The sequence below is a fragment of the Streptomyces sp. NPDC006134 genome (genome assembly GCF_040628835.1).
Classification (GTDB): Bacteria; Actinomycetota; Actinomycetes; order Streptomycetales; family Streptomycetaceae; genus Streptomyces.
The window spans coordinates 1-19,452 of the sequence record NZ_JBEXTV010000043.1 but is presented as its reverse complement, the minus strand read 5'-3'; the positions used below and the strand labels follow the sequence as shown (position 1 = coordinate 19,452).

Sequence of the window (19,452 nt, the reverse complement as noted above, 5' to 3'; positions counted from 1 at the left end):
TGGGCATCAGCTTCCCTCGGACACCAGCGTGAAGCGCCGCATCGCCAGTTGGGAGAACGGCCACAGCACGCCGGACGACTTCTACGGGACGCTGCTGTGCGACGCCTACGCCACCAGCGCGGCGGAACTCGGTCTGAACCACGGGGAGCCGAAGGACGCCGCCGTACTCGACGCCGTCTATCCCGCCAGCCCGGACGATGCCATTCAAACGGTCGGCCAGCTGTGGCATGCGGACCTCAACCAGTACGACCCGCTGCTCACGGCGGAACCGTCCGAGCCCGCGTGGAGCGAGGCGTCCCTCCGGTGGTTGGTCGCGCCGGAGCCGAGTGTTCCCAGGCCGCGCGGCGAGGGTGTCCGAGTCGGTCTCGGTGACGTGGCGGCCGTGAAGACCACGGCGGACATGTTCGCCCAGCTCGACGACAGGTTCGGCGGTGACCACGCGCGTCACTCGCTCATCCAGTACCTCAACAACGATGTGGTTCCGCTCCTGCGAGGCCGGTACACCGAGCAGGTGGGCCGAGCCCTGTTCTCCACCGTGGCCGAGGCGACTCTCCTTGCCGGCTGGATGTCGTACGACGCCTGTCACCATGGACTCGCCCAGCGGTACTTCCTCCAGGCCCTCCGCCTCGCCCAGGACGCCAACGACCGCCGGCTCGCGGGCAGCATCCTGTCGGCGATGAGCCACCAAGCGACCTTCCTGGGCCGGTACACCCAGGCCGCCACTCTCGCCCGCGCCGCGCTCATGGGCATTTCCCCGGTGGCCACGCCGACGTTGCGCGCCCAGTTCCACGCGATGGAGGCCCGCGCCCTCGCACGCACCGGAGATGTCACTGCCTGTGAGGCCGCTCTGAACGCGGCGACCAAGGCCCTCGAAAGCCGGAACAGCGAGGACGAGCCGGAGTGGATCAGCTACTTCGACGAAGCCGAGCTTGCCGCCGAGACCGCCCACTGCTTCCGTGACGTCAACAGGGCCCGCCGGGCGGTATCCCACGCGGAGAACGCCATGAGCGGCAGCCACGTACGGAGCGACTTCTTCGCGACCATGGTTCTTGCCGACGCCCACTTGCGCGCGGGGGACGTCGAGGAGGCGTGCCGCGTGGCACTCGACGCGCTGGATCTCGGGGAGCAGCTCAAGTCCGCTCGGTGCATCAGCTATCTCGCCGAGTTCCGGCGGAACCTCGACCTGACCGGCCGCAGTGCCGTAGCGCGTGATCTTGCGGAGCAGGCGCGAGAGCACAGGCTGTGGATCGCTGCGGGAGGGAGAGCCGCGTGAAGGTCAACTGCTGAAGCAGGAACAGGAAGCCAGTCCGTACGGCCCTGAGCCTGCATCGCCGACGCTCAGAAAGCACTCCACGAGTCGCGCCCCTCACCCGTCCGCAGTGACCGCACGCGGCGGGCGAACTCGGCAGCGGAACGCTCACTTGTGCCCACCTGGTGACCCAGCCAGACGACCATCATCAGCTCCCGCAGGTCCGCCAGGGTCTCGTAACCGGGCCAGTTCATGAGGTCGAAGCCGTAGCGGTGGACGAATTCCGCGTACTCCGCCTTGGTGTGCCAGTCGTACCGGTCGTAGTAGAGCGCGGTCAGGATCAGGTCCCACTCGCGCGGGGCGAGGGCGAAGCCGTCGAGGTCGATGAGGACGGCGTGGCCGTCCCGGTGCCGGAGGACGTTCCCGATGTTGGCGTCCCCGTGGATCATCCCGAAAGGCAGCACGAAGTCCAGCCGGTCGTACTCCTTGGCGAGCCTGGCGGCCCGTTCCTCCAGGAAGGACCGGTCTTCCTCGGAGACGGCGTCCAGGCCGCCCAGCGAGGCCGACAGCTTGGCCATGGGGTCGAAGTACGGCAGGCCCAGCGACTCGGGTTCCTCCAGCCAGTGGAGCCGGCGGAGCAGGTCGGCCACTTCGCCCAACGTCGCGTACTCCTCGCGCTCCTGGACGCTCTCCCAGAAGGTCACCACCAGACCGCGCACGACGATGGGCTGAGCGATCCCGGTCGGCACGCGGGTGGCCGGGAAGTCTGCCGTCTCCAGCCACCGGGCGACGCCCACGGCCCGTTCCATCTCCGCCAGAACGGCGGGGTCACGCGCGATGCGCACGATGATCGGTAAGGACGCCAGCCGGTACACCGCGTTGGAACCCAGCCGCAGCAGCTCTGCCCCGGTCGCGTCCAGCCCGGCCACCTCGCACGCCTCGCGCAGGACGACCGCCACGCCCTCCGCCGTGAACTCCGTACCGCCGTCGTGCGGTCCCCCGCCACTGCCCGAGATCATGCTTCCGACGATACGGCGCGGCTCCATCCGCGGACAGGGCGCCCACGTAATAGGGGCGTAATGATCTTGGTTGGAGGAAGCCTGCAGAAGCGCTTCGTCGCAGGTCAGTACCCGGGAGGTCCCTCGTTCTCACCTGGGCTCCGGAGCCGTGTGCGCAGGTTCGAATCCTGCCGGGGGCACTTCGCGAGAAGTGTCAAAGAGGTCCCTGGCCTGCAGGCCAGGGACCTCTTTGTTCATGCCGGAAGGCATACGGCCCAGGTGGGCGTTGCGCTTTCCGGAGTCTTCACATCCGCACGTCTTCGATCTGCGCTTCCACCTCGGCCTGCCGAAGAGACCGGGCGTGCCCGTCCCCTCGGAACCAGCTCCCGCGGGGCGCGAGGTTCGCGTGGGCCGCTCGGCCCTTCTCGTCGAAGAACAGTCGGCCGTCGGCTGCGGTGCCGCCGGTGTCGGCACTTCCCCGCCACAGGCTGACGAGTCAGGAGGAGGAAGTGTTTCCTCCCACAGCGGGGAGGATAAGAGGTAGGTTTTGTAGCATGAGTGAGCCTACCGGCAAGTACTCGATCACCATGCCGCGCGACATCGCCGAGGCCGCCAAGGCCCGCAGCGGCCCCTCCGGTCTGTCCGCCTACGTGGCCGCGGCCGTCGCCCGCCAGATCGAACGCGACAACCTCAACGAGCTGATCCAGGTGGCCGAGGCCGAGCACGGCCCTGTCACGGACGAAGAGATCCAGTCCCTGCGCGACCAGCTCACCCAGGCGCGACGGGAGCAGACACAGCGCGGGACGAGCGCCGCGTGACCCGCTCCTCTGCGGTCCCCGGCGGCACCCTCGTCCTCGACAGTGAAGGTCTGGCCAAGGCCGTCCTGCGCGACCGTACGGTCACCGCCTGGCTCGCTCTGGCCCGCGCCGACGACCTCCGGGTCATCACCTCGGCGGCCACTCTCGTCGAAGTGGTCCACCCCCGCGTCAACCGCCCGGCCCTGGAGTGGACACTCTCCCGCCTGGTCATCGAACCGATCACCGAGCCGATCGCCCGCCAGGCCGCCGCCCTGCTCGCCGACGCCGGCCTGCACGGCCACAAGTACGCCATCGACGCCATGCTTGCCGCCACCGCCCTGACAGCCCCTGGGCCGGTCACCATCCTGACGTCGGATCCAGAGGATCTGAGGGCCCTGTGCGGCGGACATGCCACGGTCATCGCGGTCTGACTCCGTTGGAGACCTCCGCCTCACGCACGGAGAGCGAGAGTGACGGCTTCCCCGCGCCGTCTCTGCGTCGTGTGATCAATTCGCTGTGCCTTGGCAAGCGGCGTCCGTAGGGTTCCCGCATGACGGACGAGAGTGAGCGGATCGTGCAGGCGGCCATCGACGGGGAGATGGAGCTTCTCGATCCCGCGGTGCGCGCTTCCCCGGCCCGTGTGCTGGAGCTTCTGGATCCGGAGTTCACCGAGATCGGGGCTTCCGGACGCCGGTGGGACGTGGAGTCGATCCTCACGGTGACGAGCGGCGGCTCGGTGGCCTCGGAGTCCCCGGTCGAGGTCAGCGAAATGTCCGGAGTCGTCCTCGCTCCGGGCGTCGTTCACCTGACCTACTTCGCCGACGACCAGGGCCGTCGGGCATGGCGGAGCTCTTTGTGGCGTCTGACGGAGACGGGCTGGCGGATGTACTTCCACCAGGGCACTCCGACCGGTTGAGCGGGCGGGACGGCTTCAGCCGGCCGTGGCACCATCCGCCGTGCCCTGGCTCCTGCGCCCCCACCGCCCGAGTCGTTGCGGATTCTTCCTACGGAGAGGATTCCCGCTTCCGGCGCTTCCTCGAAGACCACGGCCTCTCCTGCGTCGTCGCCGTGCCGAGTCCCAGTCCGTCCATGGCCCGCGCATCGGCCATGTCCCCGCCCAGGCCCTGCCCGAGACATGACGGCGGCTGTCGGCGGGCCCCGGAGCCGAAGGCGACCGGTTCTACGACTGAGCCGCCGCCCGTCTGCCCGCAGTCCGGGAGTTCGACGGCGACGAGCCGACCCGGCAGCGGTGGATGCCGGCTCGCCGCGGCATCGGCAACCCCGACGAGATCGCCTACTGCCCCGCCTGCGCCCCGCTGGAGGTCACCGTCGCCGGCCTGGTCCGTGTTGTCGGCTGCCACTGCGGTCGCGGGCCCCGTGGCGCGGGCGCGGCGTACGGTCGGTGACGGGATTTTGCCGGCCGGGCTGTCCGTGAGGGCCGTGCCGGCGCTTCGGGGCGTCGTGTCTCACAGGCCGTGTTCGTCCATCAGCCGCATCAGGTTCCGCTTGCGTCTGTGGGCGGTGCGCAGGGCGGTGACGTACGTGGTGAACTCGTCCGGCGTGCCGAGGCGGTGGTGGCAGTCGCGGATGTTCAGCAGCAGGCTGACGAGCTGCTCGTAGGCCGCGTTGCCGGTCTGTTCGGTGAGCGGTTCGGCCAGGCGCAGGTAGACGCCGAGGGCGTCGGCGGGGCGGTCGGGGCGGACGCGGTCGGCGAGGGTGAGCCACTGGCGATCGTGGGCGCCGGTCTCGGTGGCGGCTCGCCAGGCGGCGTCGAGGTCCTCGTCGGAGAGCAGGACGTCGACCAGGACCGGACCTTCGGGGCTTCCCGGCCGTCTCGCGGCGGTGCGCAGCAGGGCCAGGGCCTCCTCGCGCTCTGCCGGCCAGCAGTCGGCGGCCAGCGCGGCGGTGCGCAGTTGGCGGTAAGCCAGCGGGGAGCGGCGGGCGCCGAAGTGGTCGCGGCGCAGGGCGACGGCGTCCAAGAGGCGGCCCGCCGTCGCGTAGCGGTCGCAGAGGTGGTCGACGAGGGCGGTGTCGACCGCGGCGAGGTCCCCGGCTTCCCGGATACCGCGTTCCGCCCAGGACAGGGCCTCGCCGGGCCGGCCCGCGACCTCCAGTTCCCGGGCGATGACCAGGTGGGTGTGGCCGCTGGGGGCGAGGTCGGCGGCCTGCACGGCGATCAGCGCGTCGACATCGCCTCCCGCCTTGGCCAGGCGTTCCATCAGGTACTTCTCGGCCCAGCCGGTGCGGTTGCCCTGCCACGCCTCGACCGCGTGCTCCCGCAGGGCGGCCATTCCTCGTTCGCCGAGCATGTCCCGGTAGTCGAGCGGGTCGATGCCGGTGAGTCCGTCGGCCTCGCCGAGCATGTGGTCGGCCAGCCAGTGCGCGAGTTCCTCCGGGTCGGGGCGGGCGGCGCGGCACGCGGCGTGGTGGGCGTCGGCGAGGTCGGCTCCGATCTGTCCGAGCCCTCCGTCGGAGTCGTCGACGCTCTCCGCCGCCTCGGCCAGCAGCCGCATCGCCTCCCGCGCCAGGACGACCGCGCCGGCGGCCCGGCCCGAGCCGGTCAGCTCCCTGATCGCGGCGACCGCCTGCCCGGCCTGGTCGGCGTAGGCGCGGGCGTCGGCGTACTCCACGTACCCGTACTGCGCGAACGGGCCGATGTCGAGCAGCTCACGGACGCGGGCCCGGATCCCGGCCAGGTCTCCGCGCGCGCTCGCGGCCCGCAGCTCCAGGCGACGGCGCAGCTGCCGGTCCCCGGCGATCTGGTCCCGCACGAGGGCGAGCAGGTCTTCCCGGGACAGGCCGGACAGCCAGGCGTCGAGGGTCTGTGCGCGGTCCCGGGCCGCCTTTCGCTGCCGCGGCAGGCTCTCCCGGCGGGCCAGCACGGTCAGGCCGAGTGCGACCAGGTGCTTGCAGAAGTTGCCCTCCAGGCCGTACGGGCAGTCGCACGTGCCGGTCAGGCCCCCGGGGTCGTCCAGGACCAGTTCCACCTCGTAGCGTTCCGTGCCGTGGACGGCCGCGGTGATCCGGGCGTCGTCGATCTCGACTCCGGAGACCGCGTCCAGGTACCCGAGCCCGCGTTCGAAGGAACGGGTCCCGGCCAGTGCCCTGAGGTTTTCCTCGGTCAGTCCGTCCGCGGCTCTTCCCGCCCCGCCTCCGCTCTTGCTCGTCATGCCCGTCAGCCTATGGCTGCCGGCCGGCCGGTCCGTCGATGTGCCGGGAAAGCACCCTCGTCGGTGATCTGTGGTCTGCCGCGAACTGTGGTCTGCCGCGTCGGCCGTCCGGCCCGCGCACGCGGTCGGTGGGGCGGCTCTCGTACTTCCGGGGCGTGTACGGGACGGGGGAGCCGGTGTCCTGGCAGGTGGGCTGCCTGTTCGTGGGAGTGCCGGGGAACCGGCCGGTCCCGTGCTCCGGTGCCGGGGGCCGGCCGTGCCGCAGGGGCAGGGCGGTCTTCCGTGTCGGCGCGGTTCGTTCGCCGGGAGGCTTCCGGGCGCGTCCTCGGCCATGTGGGTGTTCGTCCGCGAGTCACACGGGGTTGCCGGTCGTCTCCGCCGCCGTGGCCGGGCGCTGTGCGCCGATGGCCGGGGCCGGGGCAGGGGACCAGCGGCCCAGGACCATCTCCGCGGTGATGCCCGGGCCGAAGCCGGCCAGCAGGCCGCGGGCGTCGTGGTGGGTGCCGCCGGCGGCGAAGAAGCGGTCCAGGGCGTCGAAGACGACGGAGCTGGCGATGTTGCCGCGTTCGGTGAGGGTGGCGCGGCTGAAGCGGAAGAGGTGGTCGTCCACGTCGAGGTAGTGGCACAGGTCGTCGAGGATGCGGGGTCCGCCGGCGTGGATGATGAGGAAGTCCAGGGCGCCGACCTCCCAGCCGTGGCGGGTGGTCAGGGCGCGCAGGGCGGGGGCGAGCATCCGCATGGTGCCGGGGACGCGTTTGTCCAGCAGGAAGTGGAAGCCGGTGTCCCGTACGGCGTAGGAGATCCAGGACTCGGTGTCCGGGACCAGGTGGGAGGCGTTGCGTTCCAGTCGCATGCCGGTGCCGCCGGTGCCGCGGACCACGGCGGCGGACAGGGCGTCCCCGAACAGGCCGTTGGACAGCAGGGAGCCGACGCCGAGGTCCGTGGGCTGGTAGAGGAGGGAGCAGAACTCGCAGGAGACGATGAGGACGTTGGCCGTGGGGTAGGCGGTGCAGAAGTCGTGGGCGCGGTTGACCGCCGCGCCGCCCGCGGCGCAGCCGAGCTGGGCGATGGGCAGTTGCCGGGTGTCCGGGCGGAAACCCATCGTGTTGATCATCCAGGCGGTCAGCGACGGCATCATGAAGCCGGTGCACGACACGTAGACGATCATGTCGATGTCGGGGGGCTCGACGCCTGCGTGGGCGAGTGCCTGGCGCACCACCGCCGGTACGCGGGCCTTGGCCTCCGCCTCGTAGCGCTGGTTGCGGACCTCGAAGCCGGGGTGGGTGAGGGTCTCCTCGATGGGCCGCAGCAGGTGCCGGGTGCGGACTCCGGTGTTGGTGATCAGGCGCAGGACCAGGTTCAGCTGGGGGTGGTCGGCGTGGGTGCGGCGGGCCAGTTCCAGCGTCTGCTCCTGAGTGATCACGTGCTCGGGCACGGCCACCGCGGGACGGCACAGAATGGGCATGGTGAGAGTCGTCCTCCAGGGAATGTGCCGTCACCAGGTCACTGGTAAGGCGAGCGGGTGCCGCCAGATCGACGTCGTGTTCCACCGGACGTCCGCGGGCGGGACCGCCAGCCGGAGGCGGGGGAAACGGGTCAGCAGCGCCTCCAGCGCCACCTGCATCTCCATTTCGGCCAGGGGTGCGCCCAGGCAGTGGTGGGAGCCCCAGCCGAAGGTCATGTGCGGTACGGAGGGCCGGGTCAGGTCGATGTCGTGGGGGTTCGGGAACTTCTCCGCGTCCCTGTTGGCCGTGAGGTAGGAGACGTGCACCACGTCGCCGGCGCGGATGGTCACGCCGCTCAGCTCCACGTCCTCGGTGGCGACCCGCGGGATGCCGACGCCCTTGCGGAACGGGATGTGGCGCAGCATCTCCTGCAGCGCCCGGGGCAGCAGCTCGGGCCGGTCCCGGAGCGCGGACAGCAGGTCGTCGCGGGTCAGGAGCAGGTAGCTCAGGTTGGCGATCTCGTAGGTGGTGGTGTCCTGGCCGGTGATGAGGAGCACCATCGCCATCACCGCCAGTTCGTCGTCGTCCAGCAGGTCGTCGCCGACCCGGGCCGTGGCCAGCGAGCTGATCAGGTCCTGGCCCGGGTAGCGGCGGCGCTCGGCGGTCAGTTCGGTGAAGTAGGCGCGCAGTTCCGCCTTGGCGCGTACGGCGGCCTCCTTGCCGGCGGCGCCGATGTTCATCATCGTCAGCGCGTTGCGCCGCAGCCGTGCGCGGTCGGGCTCGGGGATGTCCAGTACCTCGCAGATGGTGTGCATCGGCAGCGGCGAGGCGAGGTGGGCGAACAGGTCGGGGGCGTCGGAGGCGGCCATGGCGGACAGCAGGTCGTCCACGACGCGCTCGGTGCGCACCCGCATCCGCTCCACCTGGCCGGGGGCGAAGCCCTTGGCCACCAGCCCGCGCAGGCGGGTGACGGCGGGCGGGTCCATCAGGTTGATGGCCTCCGACTGCACGATGGGTTCGGGGGTCATGCGCGGGAAGTCGCGCCCGGCGACCGCCTTGCGGCTGAAGCGCCGGTCGGTGGTGACGACGCGTACGTCGTCGTACCGGGTGACCAGCCATGCCTCGCCCTCGCCGTACGGCATGGTGATCCGGGCGATGGGGCGTTCCTCCAGTAACTTCCGCAGGAGTGGGTCGAATTCGAGTGCCTCCGCGAAGTCGAAGGGGCAGGACCAGGCGGCTTCCACTGCTTCCACTGCTTCCACAGGGGCTCCAAGAACTCCGAGAAGGGGATGGCCAGGGCTCTGAGAAGGGGACAGAGAGGGCTCTGAGAGGGGGCGGCGAGGGCTTCGAGAGGGAGATGAGCAGGGGCTTCGAGAGGGGGACGAGCAGGGGGGCCGAGAGGGGACGGCTCCGGCACGTCCGCCGGTGGCTCTCACGTCGTGCCCCGGGCGGCACCCCGCAACCGCTGGTGCCGTCCGATTAACCTGTTCGAGCGAGCGCGTGGTGCGGAGTGTGCGTCCGCGGTGGCGCCCGGCGCGGGTCCCGCCGTGAGAGCCACCGGCGGACGTGCCCGCGTACGGACGGAGTTCGGCCTCCTCGTCCGTGCTCCGGCCCTCTCGCCCGCGCCTCAGCCCTCACGCGCGCCCCGGTCTTTCCCCGCACCCCGGTGGTCCTCTGCGGTGAGCGGACCGGGTGCGATCGGATGATCTGAAAAGTCCGGGAGAATGGGCTCGGCCGCTGGTGGTCGGCTCCGTGCCTTGCGACGATCGGGCGGAGGACGGTTCTCCGCCCCGCTTCCCCACCCGGCCGTCGCCCGCGACCGTGTACGAGGAGGAGAAGGGGACCGTGACCACGCTGGGGCCCGGCAGCGGTGACACGCTGGGAGGACCGGAGGGGACGCCGGGCGTTCCCGAGGAGGTCTGGCAGAAGTTCCTGGCCGACAGCGAGGACGCCATCCGGGGTTCCGCTCCCCGGGAGCCCTCCGCGTGGGAGCGGGCGCCGGGCCGCTTCCCCGGGCCGCCGGACACGGCCGAAGCGGAACGGTGGGTGGAACGGCGGGCGGGGTGTCCGTACGACGACCGGGGGAACGCCGCGACAGGTGCCGTCGGCGAGCTGTGGCAGCCGGAGGAGCCATGGGGCGGCCCGCTCTGGCGGAACCTGGACCGGCGTGCCCGGCTCCGCCGTGCGGGCCGGGTGGCCGGTACGGCCGCCGCGGTCGCTCTGGCCCTGGCGGCGTGGTCCTGGCTGCCGACCGGTTCGGGCGTGCCCGGCAACGGGCCGGGGCCGGCGACCGTGCAGCAGCTGGAGGACGCCCCCGAGGAACTGCCCACGGCGACCGCGCGTCCGGTCGGCGGGGCGGCCGAGGGGGCGGTGGAGACCCGCCCGGCCGGCCCGGGTGCCCGCTGTGTACCGTCCGCTTCCTGGTCGCCGCCGCGGCAGCCGGAGCCGTGGAGTTGCGGCTGACGGGGTCTTCCGGCCGGACGAGCCGGTGAGGCCGAAGGGCGGGGGCGGGAGACGGGAGGCTGGGGGCGGGGGGTGACGGCCGGTCCCCGTTCCGGCGGACGGTCCCGGGTGGGCGACCGTTCGGGACCGGACCGTGGGCGGGCCATTCCCTGGCGGTGGCGTCAGGCGCTGTGGCTGCGGCTGCGGCTGCGGCTGCGGCTGCGGCTCTGGGACGCCGTCTTCTTCTTCGCCGACGTCTCCTTCCCCGTCGTCTTGTCCTCGGTCGTCTGCTTCGCGGTCGTCTGCTTCACGGTCGGCTTCTTCGCGGTCGGCTTCTCCGGGGTCGTCGACTTCGCGGTCGCCGTCTTCTTCTGCGCGGTCGTCCTCCGCGCCGTGGGCTCCGGCCCCTTCCCCTCCCGGGACTCGTGCGCCGCCCGCACGCTCTCCTCCAAGGCCGTCATCAGGTCCAGGATCCGGCCCGGAGGCGTCGGTTCGGGGGCCTCCGGGAGCGCCTCGCCGGTGGCCTTGGCGAGAATGACCTCCTCCAGGGCCTTGCGGTACTCGTCGTGCAGGTCGTCGAGGTCGATCTCGCCGAGGGTGTCCATCAGGACGTCCGCGAGGCCCAGCTCCTTGTCGCGGATCGTGACGTTCGCGGCCGGGGCGACGCCCTCGGGGGCGCGTACCTCGTCCGGCCACAGCAGGCCGTGCATCACGATCGCGTCGCCGATCACCCGTAGCATGCCCAGACGCTCCCGGCCGTACAGCGCGAACTTCGCGATCGCGACCCGGTTGCTGCGCTTGAGGGCCTCGCGCAGCAGCGTGTACGGCTTGGCGGCGCGGGCCCCGTTCGCCGCGAGGTAGTACGCGGCATCCAGTTGGAGCGGATCGATGCGGTCGGCCGGCACGAAGGCCACGATCTCGATCGTCTTCACGGTCGGGATCGGCAGGTGGGCCAGGTCCTCGTCCGTGATCGGGATGATCGTGCCGTCCGCGTCCTCGTACCCTCTGATGATCTCCGCCTGGGCGACCTCGCGGTCCTCCAGCTCGCACACCTTGCGGTGGCGGATCCGTCCGCCGTCCTCTGCGTGGATCTGGCGGAAGAGGACCGTACGGCTCTCGGTGGCGTTCACCAGCTTGATCGGGATTCTCACCAGGCCGAACGAGATGGCGCCGTTCCAGATGGATCTCACGTTCAGCACCCTTCCGATCGGTGATCTCGGTGGTCGCGTCGCCCCATGTCCGCATTTCCGCATGGGGGGCTTTTGTCACGCTTCGCGAGATTCTCATCGTAGGGCGCCCACCGTCGGGACGGCGGGTGGGGAGCGCGCCCGGCGTCTCACACCCGCGTCCACGTGGAGCGGTCCCGGGCCATCGCGTGCAGGGCCTCGACGTCGGCCGGCTTGAGCACCCCGCCCCGGCGGGCCAGGCCGGCCAGCTCGCCGTCGTGGAGGACGCGGACCGCGCGCGGCGGGACCGCGACCGACACGTCCGCCGGGCCGACGAGGGCCAGCACGGCGCGGACCTCGGCGGTCAGGGCGTGGGACGCCCGGTCGGCGTCGGCGCGGACCCGGCGCAGCAGCGGCTGCGGTGCGCGGCGGCCCAGCGTGACGAGCGGGTCGGCGACCCGGACCCGCTGCCTGCGGGCGTACAGCGCGTGGACGGCGAAGAGGCCGCCGGGGCCGATCAGCAGGTGGTGGATGCGGTCGCCGCCGGGCAGCGGGACGGAGTGCAGGGTGCGCCAGCCGGCCCCGTCGAGGCGGTCCAGGGCCTCCCCCACCGCCTCTTCCGCGGCCAGCGCCCGGCGGCGCGGGTCGGGGCGCAGGCGGTGCGCCGGGCCGGGGTCGCGGTCCAGGGCGACCAGGTGGGCCTCGCCGGGGCGGTTGGGGGCGAGGTCGTCGTCCGGGTGGAGGGACAGGCGGGCGAGCTCGGCGGGGGTGGGCACCGGGGGCGGTCCCACCGTGACCGGGCCGGTGAGGAAGGGGCCCAGGGCTTCGAGGGCGTCCGCCCGGTGGTCGTCGGCGAGCAGGTTGACCCGGGCGGCATCACGGTCGTACCAGGCGATGTTCCTGCCGTCCGGGAGGCAGACGTACAGGCGTTCCTGTCCGTGCCGCCAGGCCGGTACGACGCGCGCTCCGCTCATGCACCATCACCCCATGACCATGGGAACAGGCGGGGTGCTCCACGGGCAAGAACCCGGCTACCGTTGACGGGAACCGGCAGGAGGCGGCGAGGGATCGGGGGGGAGGCGCCGTTGCGGACGCCTGGGAAGCGGCCCGACGTACCGGCCCCGGACAGTCCGTGGAACGAGATCGTGCCCGGGCTGTGGATGGGCGGGCACGAGTTCCGCAAGGGCTCCGGGCGGCTGGAGTTCGCCGTGGTGCGGGACGAGTTCGATCTCGTGCAGACCCTGCTGCGCCTGCCCGGACACGGGCCGGACCCGGGCGTCGAGCACCATGTCTGGCCGATCCCCGACGGCCCGCTGGACGGGACCCAGCTCGCCGGGGTGATGCGGCTGGCCGAGGCGGCGGACGCGGCCCTGGGCGCGGGCCGGAGGGTCCTCGTCCGCTGTTACCACGGGTACAACCGGTCCGGTCTGGTCGTCGCGCAGGTGCTGATCCGGCAGGGCCGCTCCGCCGAGGAGGCGATCCGGCTGGTCCGGGCCCGCCGCTCGCCCTGGGCGCTGCACAATGAACGGTTCGTGGAGTACCTGCGGGCGGGGCTGTCCACGGCCCGGCTGCTGGAGGAACTGGCCGAGTAGCCGCGGGTGGGGACGGCCCCGCCCGCGCGCCCGCGCCCGCACCCGCACCCGCACCCGCACCCGCACCCGCACCCGCACCCGCAAAAAGGACGTCCGTGCGAATCATGTGAATAAGGTGTACGCGGTCCCCGTCACCCCTCGACCCCCAGGAGTGCAGTGCCTCTCAGCCGCCACCTGCGCGCGGCCCGCCGTACGGCCGTCGCCGCCCTGGTCCTCGCCGCCGCGGCCGGCTGCGGTGACGCGGGCGGGCTGCGGGGTGCGGGGGCGACGCCGACCGCGGTCGGCCCGGCGCGGCTGTGGCCGGACCTGCCGCCGGCGTCCAGTCCGGCCTGGGACTTCGACGAGGCCGACACCGAGACCGTCAAAGGCGTGACGGTGCCGGGGGACGACATCCGCGCGGTGGACCCGGCGGCGGTGGTACGGGCGGAGATCGCGGCGCACCCGGACGACTACTCCAAGGGCAAGGCGCCGTACCGGGAGACGGCACGCCGGATGGACGACTGCGGCCCGGGCGGCGTCCGGAGCCGGTGCCCGCTCCTGGAGCCGTACTACCGCGACCTGACCGGCGACGGACGCGAGGACATGACACTGGGGTTCCGGCTGCCGCCGACCGGCCAGACGGCGGTGCGCGTCTACACCGTCATCGGCCACCGGCTCGTGCAGGTCATGTCCCACAACGACGCGGTCGGCGCGGTCGAGCTGGCCGGGCGGTCGGTGATCATCCGCTCGCCGTCCGACCTGGCCGGGTACGAGTACCGCGTGCAGTGGACCTGGGACCCGGACCAGCGCGCGATGCTCCTGACGCACGACGAGATGCTGCGCACCGGCAAGCGCGGGGCCGCGCCGCGCCCCTCCGCCTCCCTGTCCTCCTCGCCGTCCCACTCCCCGTCGCCGTCCCACTCCCCGTCGCCGTCCCCCTCCTCCGCGAGCGCCCGATGAGGCTCCGTCCGAGGCACCTGCTGCCCCGGCGGGCGGGCACGCTCGCGGTGAAGGCCGCCGCCTTCATCACGGTGATGTGCTGCGCGCTCGCCGCGCTGCTCGGCGCGCTCGTCCACGTCTCCGTGACGCATCAGACCGTCGGACAGGCCCGGGACCGGGCGTTGCAGCGGCTGGCGGAGGCGACGGAGTCCTACGAGGCCGGGGAGACGCTGCGGCGGGGCGCGGGCCTGGACCCGCCGGGGCTGCCCGAGTCGCTGCGGAGGATGGCGGCGGGCGGCGAGCGGGGCACGATGGTCGCCGAGTACCGCGGGCGGCCCACGATGTGGGCGGCGGGTCCCGCCGACGGCGGCCGGGCCCTCGCCGTGGGGATCGACTACGCGCAGCAGGCCCGCACCATCGACGGGCTCGACCGGGCGATCGTATGGTCGTCGGCCCTGGCGATCGGGGCGACGCTGCTGGTGGGCGCGTTCGCGGTGACGCGGGTGACGAGGCGGCTGCACACCACGGCCCGGGTGGCCCGGCGGATCACCGCGGGCGACCTGGACGCCCGCGTCGGCGACCCCCGTACGAAGGACCCGGCCCGGCCGCAGGACGAGGTGGCGGCGGTCGCCGCCGCGCTGGACTCGATGGCGGCGTCGCTCCAGGGCAAACTCCTCGCCGAGCAGCGGTTCACCGCGGACGTGGCGCACGAGCTGCGCACCCCGCTGACCGGGCTGCACGCGGCGGCCGAGCTGCTGCCGCCGGGCCGGCCCACCGAGCTGGTCCGGGACCGGGTGGCGGCGCTGCGCACGCTCACCGAGGACCTGCTGGAGATCTCCCGGCTGGACACCGGGCGGGAGCGGCTGGACGCGGACACCGAGCAGCTCGGGCCGCTGGCCGAGCGGGTGGTGCGGGCGGCGAGGGCCGCGGGCGCCGGGCCCACGGAGGTCAGGGTCGTCCGGGACGTGTCGGTCGAGACGGACCGGCGGCGGCTGGAGCGGGTGCTCGGCAACCTGGTCGCCAACGCGCACCGGCACGGGCGGGCGCCGGTGGTGCTGACCGTGGACGGGCCGGTCGTCACCGTGCGGGACCACGGGGAGGGCTATCCGGAGTACCTTCTCGCGCACGGGCCCCAGCGGTTCCGTACGGAGGGCGGGGCGAAGGGGCACGGGCTGGGGCTGACGATCGCGGCCGGCCAGGCGGAGGTGCTGGGCGCGCGGCTGGAGTTCGCGAACGCGCCGGACGGCGGGGCGGTGGCGACGCTGACACTTCCACCACCTCCCTGACCACCCACCGCTGAAACCTGACCACCCATCGCCGCCCCAGGGAACCCCCACCCCACCCCTGACGGGCCCTCAACCCGGCAACCACTCCCCGATGGCGCACTGCGACGGGCGCGCCCCGGACCCCGCTCCTAATGTGGCGATTGGTCACTTCATGTGGCTGTGAGTCCGTTCCACCCCTTTCGCCCCTCAGGAGGTACTCCGATGTCCACCCGCCTCTCCCACACCACCGCCCGCCGTCTCGCCATAGCTGCCGCCACCGGCGTGCTCGCCGCCGCGGCCGCCGTCACCCCCGCCGCCGCACACGACGCCCTGGGGGACGACCCCGGCACCGGCGGCTACAGCGGTTACAGCGGCGGGAACGGCCTCGGCGGCAACGGACGCGGCGGGGACGGTCACCGCGGCGACCATCACGACCCAGGCCGGTACAAGGGGGTCGTCACGGCCGGCCGGCTCGCCCTGCGCAGCGCGCCGAACCGCGGCTCCCAGGTCATCCGGTACGCCCACCGGGGTGAGACCGTCTCCATCCACTGCAAGACCGGAGGCGAGTCCGTGAAGGGCAACCCGCTCTGGTACCTCCTCGCGGACGGCACCTGGGCGTGGGGGTCCGCCCGTTACATCGACAACATCGGCCCCGCGCCGCGCTGGTGCTGATGCCCACGGAGCGCACAACGCACCATTTGGGTAAGTTCCGGACATGACGAAGGCCGGAACCGGAATCACCGTGGCGGCGGCGGACGCACCCGTCCGCGCCGCCCGCCTCCCCCGGCGCCGCGGCGTCGAGCTGGCCCTCCTCGTCCTGGCCGTCCTGCTCTGCGTGTTCGGCTACTGCGGTGTGGGCCTCGCCCGGCACGGCACGGTCCCGCCCGGCGCCGCCGGTTACGGCGCCGGGCTCGGCGTGCTGGCCCTGCTCGCCCATCTCGCGGTGCGGCTGCGGGCGCCGTACGCCGATCCGCTGCTGCTGCCCATCGGCGTCCTGCTCAACGGCCTGGGCCTGGTGCTGATCTACCGGCTCGACCTGGAGACGCCGGGCGACCGGGCGGCCCCCACCCAGCTGGTGTGGTCGACGCTGGGGGTGGCGCTGTTCATCGTCGTCGTCCTCGTCCTGCGCGACCACCGGCTGCTCCAGCGCTACGCGTACGTCTGTGTCGCCGCCGCCCTGGTCCTGCTGACGGTGCCGATCCTGTTCCCGGCCGTGAACGGGGCCCGCATCTGGATCCGGATCGCCGGCTTCTCCATCCAGCCGGGCGAGTTCGCGAAGGTGCTGCTGGCGGTGTTCTTCGCCGCGTACCTGGCCGCCAACCGCAGCGCGCTGGCGTACGCGGGCCGCCGGGTGTGGGGGCTGCAACTGCCCACCGGGCGGGTGCTCGGGCCGATCGTCGCGGTGTGGCTGGTGAGTGTGGGGGTGCTGGTCCTGGAGCGGGACCTGGGCACCTCGCTGCTGTTCTTCGGCCTCTTCGTCGTCCTGCTGTACGTGGCCACCGGCCGCACCGGCTGGATCGCCGTCGGGCTGCTGCTGGCCGCGCTGGGGGCGGTGGCGGTGGGCCGGCTGGAGCCGCACGTGCACGGCAGGATCGAGGACTGGCTGCACCCGTTCGCCTCGATCGAGGCGGGGCAGGGCCCCAACCAGCTCGCCCAGTCGCTGTTCTCGTTCGCGGCGGGCGGGGTGACCGGCACGGGGCTCGGGCTCGGCCACTCCTCCCTCATCGGCTTCGCCACCAAGTCGGACTTCATCCTGGCCACGGCCGGGGAGGAGCTGGGCTTCGCCGGGCTGACGGCGATCTTCCTGCTGTACGCGCTGCTGGTGGAGCGCGGCTACCGGGCGGGCCTGCTGCTGCGCGACCCCTTCGGCCGGCTGCTCGCGGTGGGGCTCGCCTCGATCGTGGCGCTCCAGGTGTTCGTGATCGCCGGCGGGGTCACGGGGCTGATCCCGCTGACCGGCATGGCGATGCCGTTCCTGGCGCAGGGCGGGTCGTCGGTGGTCACCAACTGGGCGATCGTGGCGCTGCTGATCCGCGTCAGCGACTCGGCCCGCCGCCCGTACGACGGCCGGGTGGCGCCATGAGCGGCACCGCCGGCGGGGAGGCCCCGTGACCCGGTACATCCGGCGTGCCGCCGCCTTCTGCGCCCTGCTGCTGGTCGCCCTGCTGGTGAACGCCGCCCGCGTCCAGATCGTGCAGGCCCCCTCCTACGAGTCCAACCCCGCCAACCGCCGCCCGGAGATCGCCCGTTACCAGCAGCCGCGCGGCGACATCCTGGTCGGCGGCGAGCCCGTCACCGGCTCCCGCGACACCAGCGAGCACCTGCGCTACGAACGGACGTACGCCGACGGCCCGCTGTACGCGCCGGTCACCGGCTTCGCCTCGCAGGAGTACGGCACGACGCTGCTGGAGCACGCCGAGGACGGGGTGCTGTCGGGCACGGACCCGATGCTCTCGCCGTTCCCGCTGTGGGGGGACGGCGCCCGGGAACGCAACCCCGGCGGGGACGTGGTGACCACCATCGACCCGGCCGCGCAGCGGGCGGCGTACCGGGGGCTGGGCCGGCGCAAGGGGGCGGTGGCTGCGATCGAGCCGTCCACCGGCCGCATCCTGGCGCTGGTGTCGACACCGTCGTACGACCCCGGGGAGCTGTCCGGCAACGGCACGGCCACCGCCCGCTCCTGGACCCGGCTCAACCGCGACCCGGACCGGCCGATGCTGAACCGGGCGGCGCGGCAGACGTATCCGCCGGGCTCGACGTTCAAGGTGGTCACCGCGGCGGCGGCGCTGGACGCGGGCGTGGTGCGGGACCTGGACGCGCCGACCCGCTCCCCCGACCCGTACCCCCTGCCCGGGACGCGGACCAGGCTGACGAACGCGGCGCGCGGATGTGCGAACGCCTCGCTGCGGGAGGCGTTCGAGTGGTCCTGCAACACGGTGTTCGCCAAGCTGGGCGTGGACGTGGGCGTGGCGCGCATGGCGTCGGCCGCGGAGAGCTTCGGCTTCAACGACGGCGGCCTGAGGATTCCCTACTCCGTCGCGCGGAGCACCTTCGACACCTCGGTGGACCGGGCGCAGCTGGCGCTGTCGTCGATCGGGCAGTACAACACGCGGGCCACGCCGTTGCAGATGGCGATGGTGGCGGCGGCCGTGGCGGGCGGGGGGCAGGTGCGGGAGCCGTACCTGGTGGAGCGGACGGTGCGGGCGGGCGGCGGCACGGTGGCGACGGCCGGGTCCCGTCCCGTGCGGCAGGCGATGCGCCCGTCGACCGCGGTGCTCCTGAAGGAGCTGATGACCGACGTGGTGGAGAACGGCACCGGCGCCAAGGCCGCGATCCGCGGGGCCCGGGTGGGCGGCAAGACCGGCACCGCCCAGCACGGCGTCGGCAACTCCGGCCTGCCGTACGCCTGGTTCGTCTCCTGGGCGCAGGGGAACCGGGACCTGGAGCCGAAGGTGGCGGTCGCGGTGGTGGTGGAGGACGCGGCGGCCGACCGGGCGGACATCACGGGCGGCGGGGTGGCGGCGCCGATCGCGCGGGCGGTGATGGAGGCGGTGCTCGCCCCCTGACCCGGCTCCGGAGCGGGGCACGGCCACCGCGCGGCCGGGTCCCGGGCCGTGGGCCGTGGGTCCCGGGCCGTGGGCCGTGGGCCCGCTCGGGGTGGCGACAGGCCCTAGCGGCGGCGGTCGATGGCGGTGAGGTCGATGTCGACGGGGAAGGGGACGGTGAGCTTGAGGCGGTTGTGGAAGATGCCGGTCAGGCCGTAGGTCCGGGTCGCGGGGTCGAGTTCGTGGACGTAGACGACCGGGAGGCCGTCGTTCTCCTCGACGCGCCAGAAGTGCCGGATGCCGGCTTGCGCGTATTTCCGCGGTTTCACCTCGCGGTCCCGGTCCTCGGAGTCCTCGGACACCACCTCGACGGCGATCAGGACGTCTTCCGGCCGGAACCAGGTCTGCCGCGGTCCGGCGTCGGCGTCCGCGCGCATCACCAGGACGTCGGGCTCCGGCCTGTTGCGCTTGTCGAGCTTGACGGTCATCTCACGGATGACGTCCCACTCGCCGGGCACCTGGCCCAGCAGAGCGCTTTCGAACAGGTACAGGGCGCGCGCGTGGAAACGCGTCTGCGGGCTCACGAGGACGAGGCTCCCGTCGATCAGCTCTGTGTGCGGGGGGAGGTTGGGAAGCTCGTCGAGGTCGTCCGCCGTCCAGCCGCCCACCGGCGGGCGGGGCCACTCGTAGTCGTCGTCCAGGCCGTAGTCGCGTGCGGCGCTCATGCTTGCTCCCATGTGCCGGAGACTGCCCGATCCGGCCAGCGTACTCGGGGGGGTGCCTCTATGTCCTTCGTCAAGCGAGTCGAGGGCTTCTCGGTTCGTAGAAGGTTCCGTCGCGGAGCATGGCGAACAGGACGCTGATG

19 protein-coding genes are annotated in these 19,452 nt (G+C 72.8%); 12 read left to right on the top strand and 7 right to left on the bottom strand.

Annotated features, from left to right (window positions below):
* The first annotated feature begins 28 nt into the window (after positions 1-28).
* Positions 29-1,273: a hypothetical protein gene (locus ABZ340_RS25475; protein ID WP_358784146.1), complete on the top strand. Its 1,245-nt coding sequence runs from the start codon at positions 29-31 to the stop codon at positions 1,271-1,273.
* A 65-nt stretch (positions 1,274-1,338) separates the two neighbouring features.
* Here ABZ340_RS25475 and ABZ340_RS25470 read toward each other — a convergent pair whose 3' ends face one another.
* On the bottom strand, positions 1,339-2,268 hold the full coding sequence (locus tag ABZ340_RS25470) for an aminoglycoside phosphotransferase family protein (RefSeq protein WP_358784145.1): 930 nt from the start codon (positions 2,266-2,268) through the stop codon (positions 1,339-1,341).
* 533 nt (positions 2,269-2,801) lie between these two features.
* Between ABZ340_RS25470 and ABZ340_RS25465 the strand changes: the two genes are divergently transcribed.
* The 4 genes from ABZ340_RS25465 to ABZ340_RS25450 all read left to right on the top strand — a co-directional run bounded on the left by ABZ340_RS25465 (position 2,802) and on the right by ABZ340_RS25450 (position 4,450).
* The gene (locus ABZ340_RS25465) at positions 2,802-3,065 is read left to right on the top strand and encodes a CopG family transcriptional regulator (RefSeq protein WP_358784144.1); all 264 of its coding nucleotides are present in this window, start codon (positions 2,802-2,804) and stop codon (positions 3,063-3,065) included.
* Positions 3,062-3,475: a PIN domain-containing protein gene (locus tag ABZ340_RS25460; RefSeq protein WP_358784143.1), complete on the top strand. Its 414-nt coding sequence runs from the start codon at positions 3,062-3,064 to the stop codon at positions 3,473-3,475. Before ABZ340_RS25465 ends, ABZ340_RS25460 begins: the two co-directional genes overlap by 4 nt.
* 119 nt (positions 3,476-3,594) lie before the next feature.
* Positions 3,595-3,960, top strand: coding sequence for a DUF4440 domain-containing protein (locus tag ABZ340_RS25455; protein ID WP_358784142.1), 366 nt, complete (start codon positions 3,595-3,597; stop codon positions 3,958-3,960).
* Between the two features lie 337 nt (positions 3,961-4,297).
* Positions 4,298-4,450, top strand: a complete 153-nt coding sequence (locus ABZ340_RS25450; protein WP_358784141.1) for a hypothetical protein — start codon at positions 4,298-4,300, stop codon at positions 4,448-4,450.
* A gap of 60 nt (positions 4,451-4,510) precedes the next feature.
* On the opposite strand, the gene ABZ340_RS25445 is transcribed toward ABZ340_RS25450, so the two are convergent.
* The 3 genes from ABZ340_RS25445 to ABZ340_RS25435 form a co-directional block, all read right to left on the bottom strand.
* Positions 4,511-6,214, bottom strand: coding sequence for an SWIM zinc finger family protein (locus tag ABZ340_RS25445; RefSeq protein WP_358784140.1), 1,704 nt, complete (start codon positions 6,212-6,214; stop codon positions 4,511-4,513).
* 352 nt (positions 6,215-6,566) lie between these two features.
* Positions 6,567-7,679, bottom strand: coding sequence for a type III polyketide synthase (locus ABZ340_RS25440; protein ID WP_358784139.1), 1,113 nt, complete (start codon positions 7,677-7,679; stop codon positions 6,567-6,569).
* A 30-nt stretch (positions 7,680-7,709) separates the two neighbouring features.
* Complete coding sequence (locus tag ABZ340_RS25435) at positions 7,710-8,912, bottom strand: cytochrome P450 (protein ID WP_358784138.1); 1,203 nt, start codon at positions 8,910-8,912, stop codon at positions 7,710-7,712.
* A 592-nt stretch (positions 8,913-9,504) separates the two neighbouring features.
* Between ABZ340_RS25435 and ABZ340_RS25430 the strand changes: the two genes are divergently transcribed.
* On the top strand, positions 9,505-10,122 hold the full coding sequence (locus tag ABZ340_RS25430) for a hypothetical protein (protein ID WP_358784137.1): 618 nt from the start codon (positions 9,505-9,507) through the stop codon (positions 10,120-10,122).
* Between the two features lie 161 nt (positions 10,123-10,283).
* On the opposite strand, the gene ABZ340_RS25425 is transcribed toward ABZ340_RS25430, so the two are convergent.
* Together ABZ340_RS25425 and ABZ340_RS25420 are read right to left on the bottom strand one after the other, a co-directional pair.
* Positions 10,284-11,300: a Ku protein gene (locus ABZ340_RS25425; protein WP_358784136.1), complete on the bottom strand. Its 1,017-nt coding sequence runs from the start codon at positions 11,298-11,300 to the stop codon at positions 10,284-10,286.
* A 137-nt stretch (positions 11,301-11,437) separates the two neighbouring features.
* Positions 11,438-12,241 (bottom strand): nuclease-related domain-containing protein, encoded by an 804-nt coding sequence (locus ABZ340_RS25420; RefSeq protein ID WP_358784135.1) that lies wholly within the window; start codon positions 12,239-12,241, stop codon positions 11,438-11,440.
* Between the two features lie 111 nt (positions 12,242-12,352).
* Between ABZ340_RS25420 and ABZ340_RS25415 the strand changes: the two genes are divergently transcribed.
* The 6 genes from ABZ340_RS25415 (at position 12,353) to ABZ340_RS25390 (ending at position 18,608) form a co-directional block, all read left to right on the top strand.
* Positions 12,353-12,859, top strand: a complete 507-nt coding sequence (locus ABZ340_RS25415) for a dual specificity protein phosphatase family protein (RefSeq protein WP_358784134.1) — start codon at positions 12,353-12,355, stop codon at positions 12,857-12,859.
* Positions 12,860-13,015: 156 nt separating this feature from the next.
* Positions 13,016-13,798: a hypothetical protein gene (locus ABZ340_RS25410; RefSeq protein WP_358784133.1), complete on the top strand. Its 783-nt coding sequence runs from the start codon at positions 13,016-13,018 to the stop codon at positions 13,796-13,798.
* Positions 13,795-15,063, top strand: coding sequence for a HAMP domain-containing sensor histidine kinase (locus tag ABZ340_RS25405; RefSeq protein ID WP_358784132.1), 1,269 nt, complete (start codon positions 13,795-13,797; stop codon positions 15,061-15,063). Before ABZ340_RS25410 ends, ABZ340_RS25405 begins: the two co-directional genes overlap by 4 nt.
* A 201-nt stretch (positions 15,064-15,264) precedes the next feature.
* Complete coding sequence (locus tag ABZ340_RS25400) at positions 15,265-15,714, top strand: SH3 domain-containing protein (RefSeq protein ID WP_358784131.1); 450 nt, start codon at positions 15,265-15,267, stop codon at positions 15,712-15,714.
* A 43-nt stretch (positions 15,715-15,757) separates the two neighbouring features.
* Positions 15,758-17,125, top strand: coding sequence for an FtsW/RodA/SpoVE family cell cycle protein (locus ABZ340_RS25395; RefSeq protein WP_358784130.1), 1,368 nt, complete (start codon positions 15,758-15,760; stop codon positions 17,123-17,125).
* A 25-nt stretch (positions 17,126-17,150) separates the two neighbouring features.
* Positions 17,151-18,608: a penicillin-binding transpeptidase domain-containing protein gene (locus tag ABZ340_RS25390; protein ID WP_358784129.1), complete on the top strand. Its 1,458-nt coding sequence runs from the start codon at positions 17,151-17,153 to the stop codon at positions 18,606-18,608.
* A gap of 104 nt (positions 18,609-18,712) precedes the next feature.
* Here the strand turns inward: ABZ340_RS25390 and ABZ340_RS25385 are convergent, their stop codons facing one another.
* Entirely contained in the window at positions 18,713-19,312 is a 600-nt protein-coding gene (locus ABZ340_RS25385; protein ID WP_358784128.1) for a Uma2 family endonuclease, read from the bottom strand.
* Positions 19,313-19,452 lie beyond the last annotated feature (140 nt).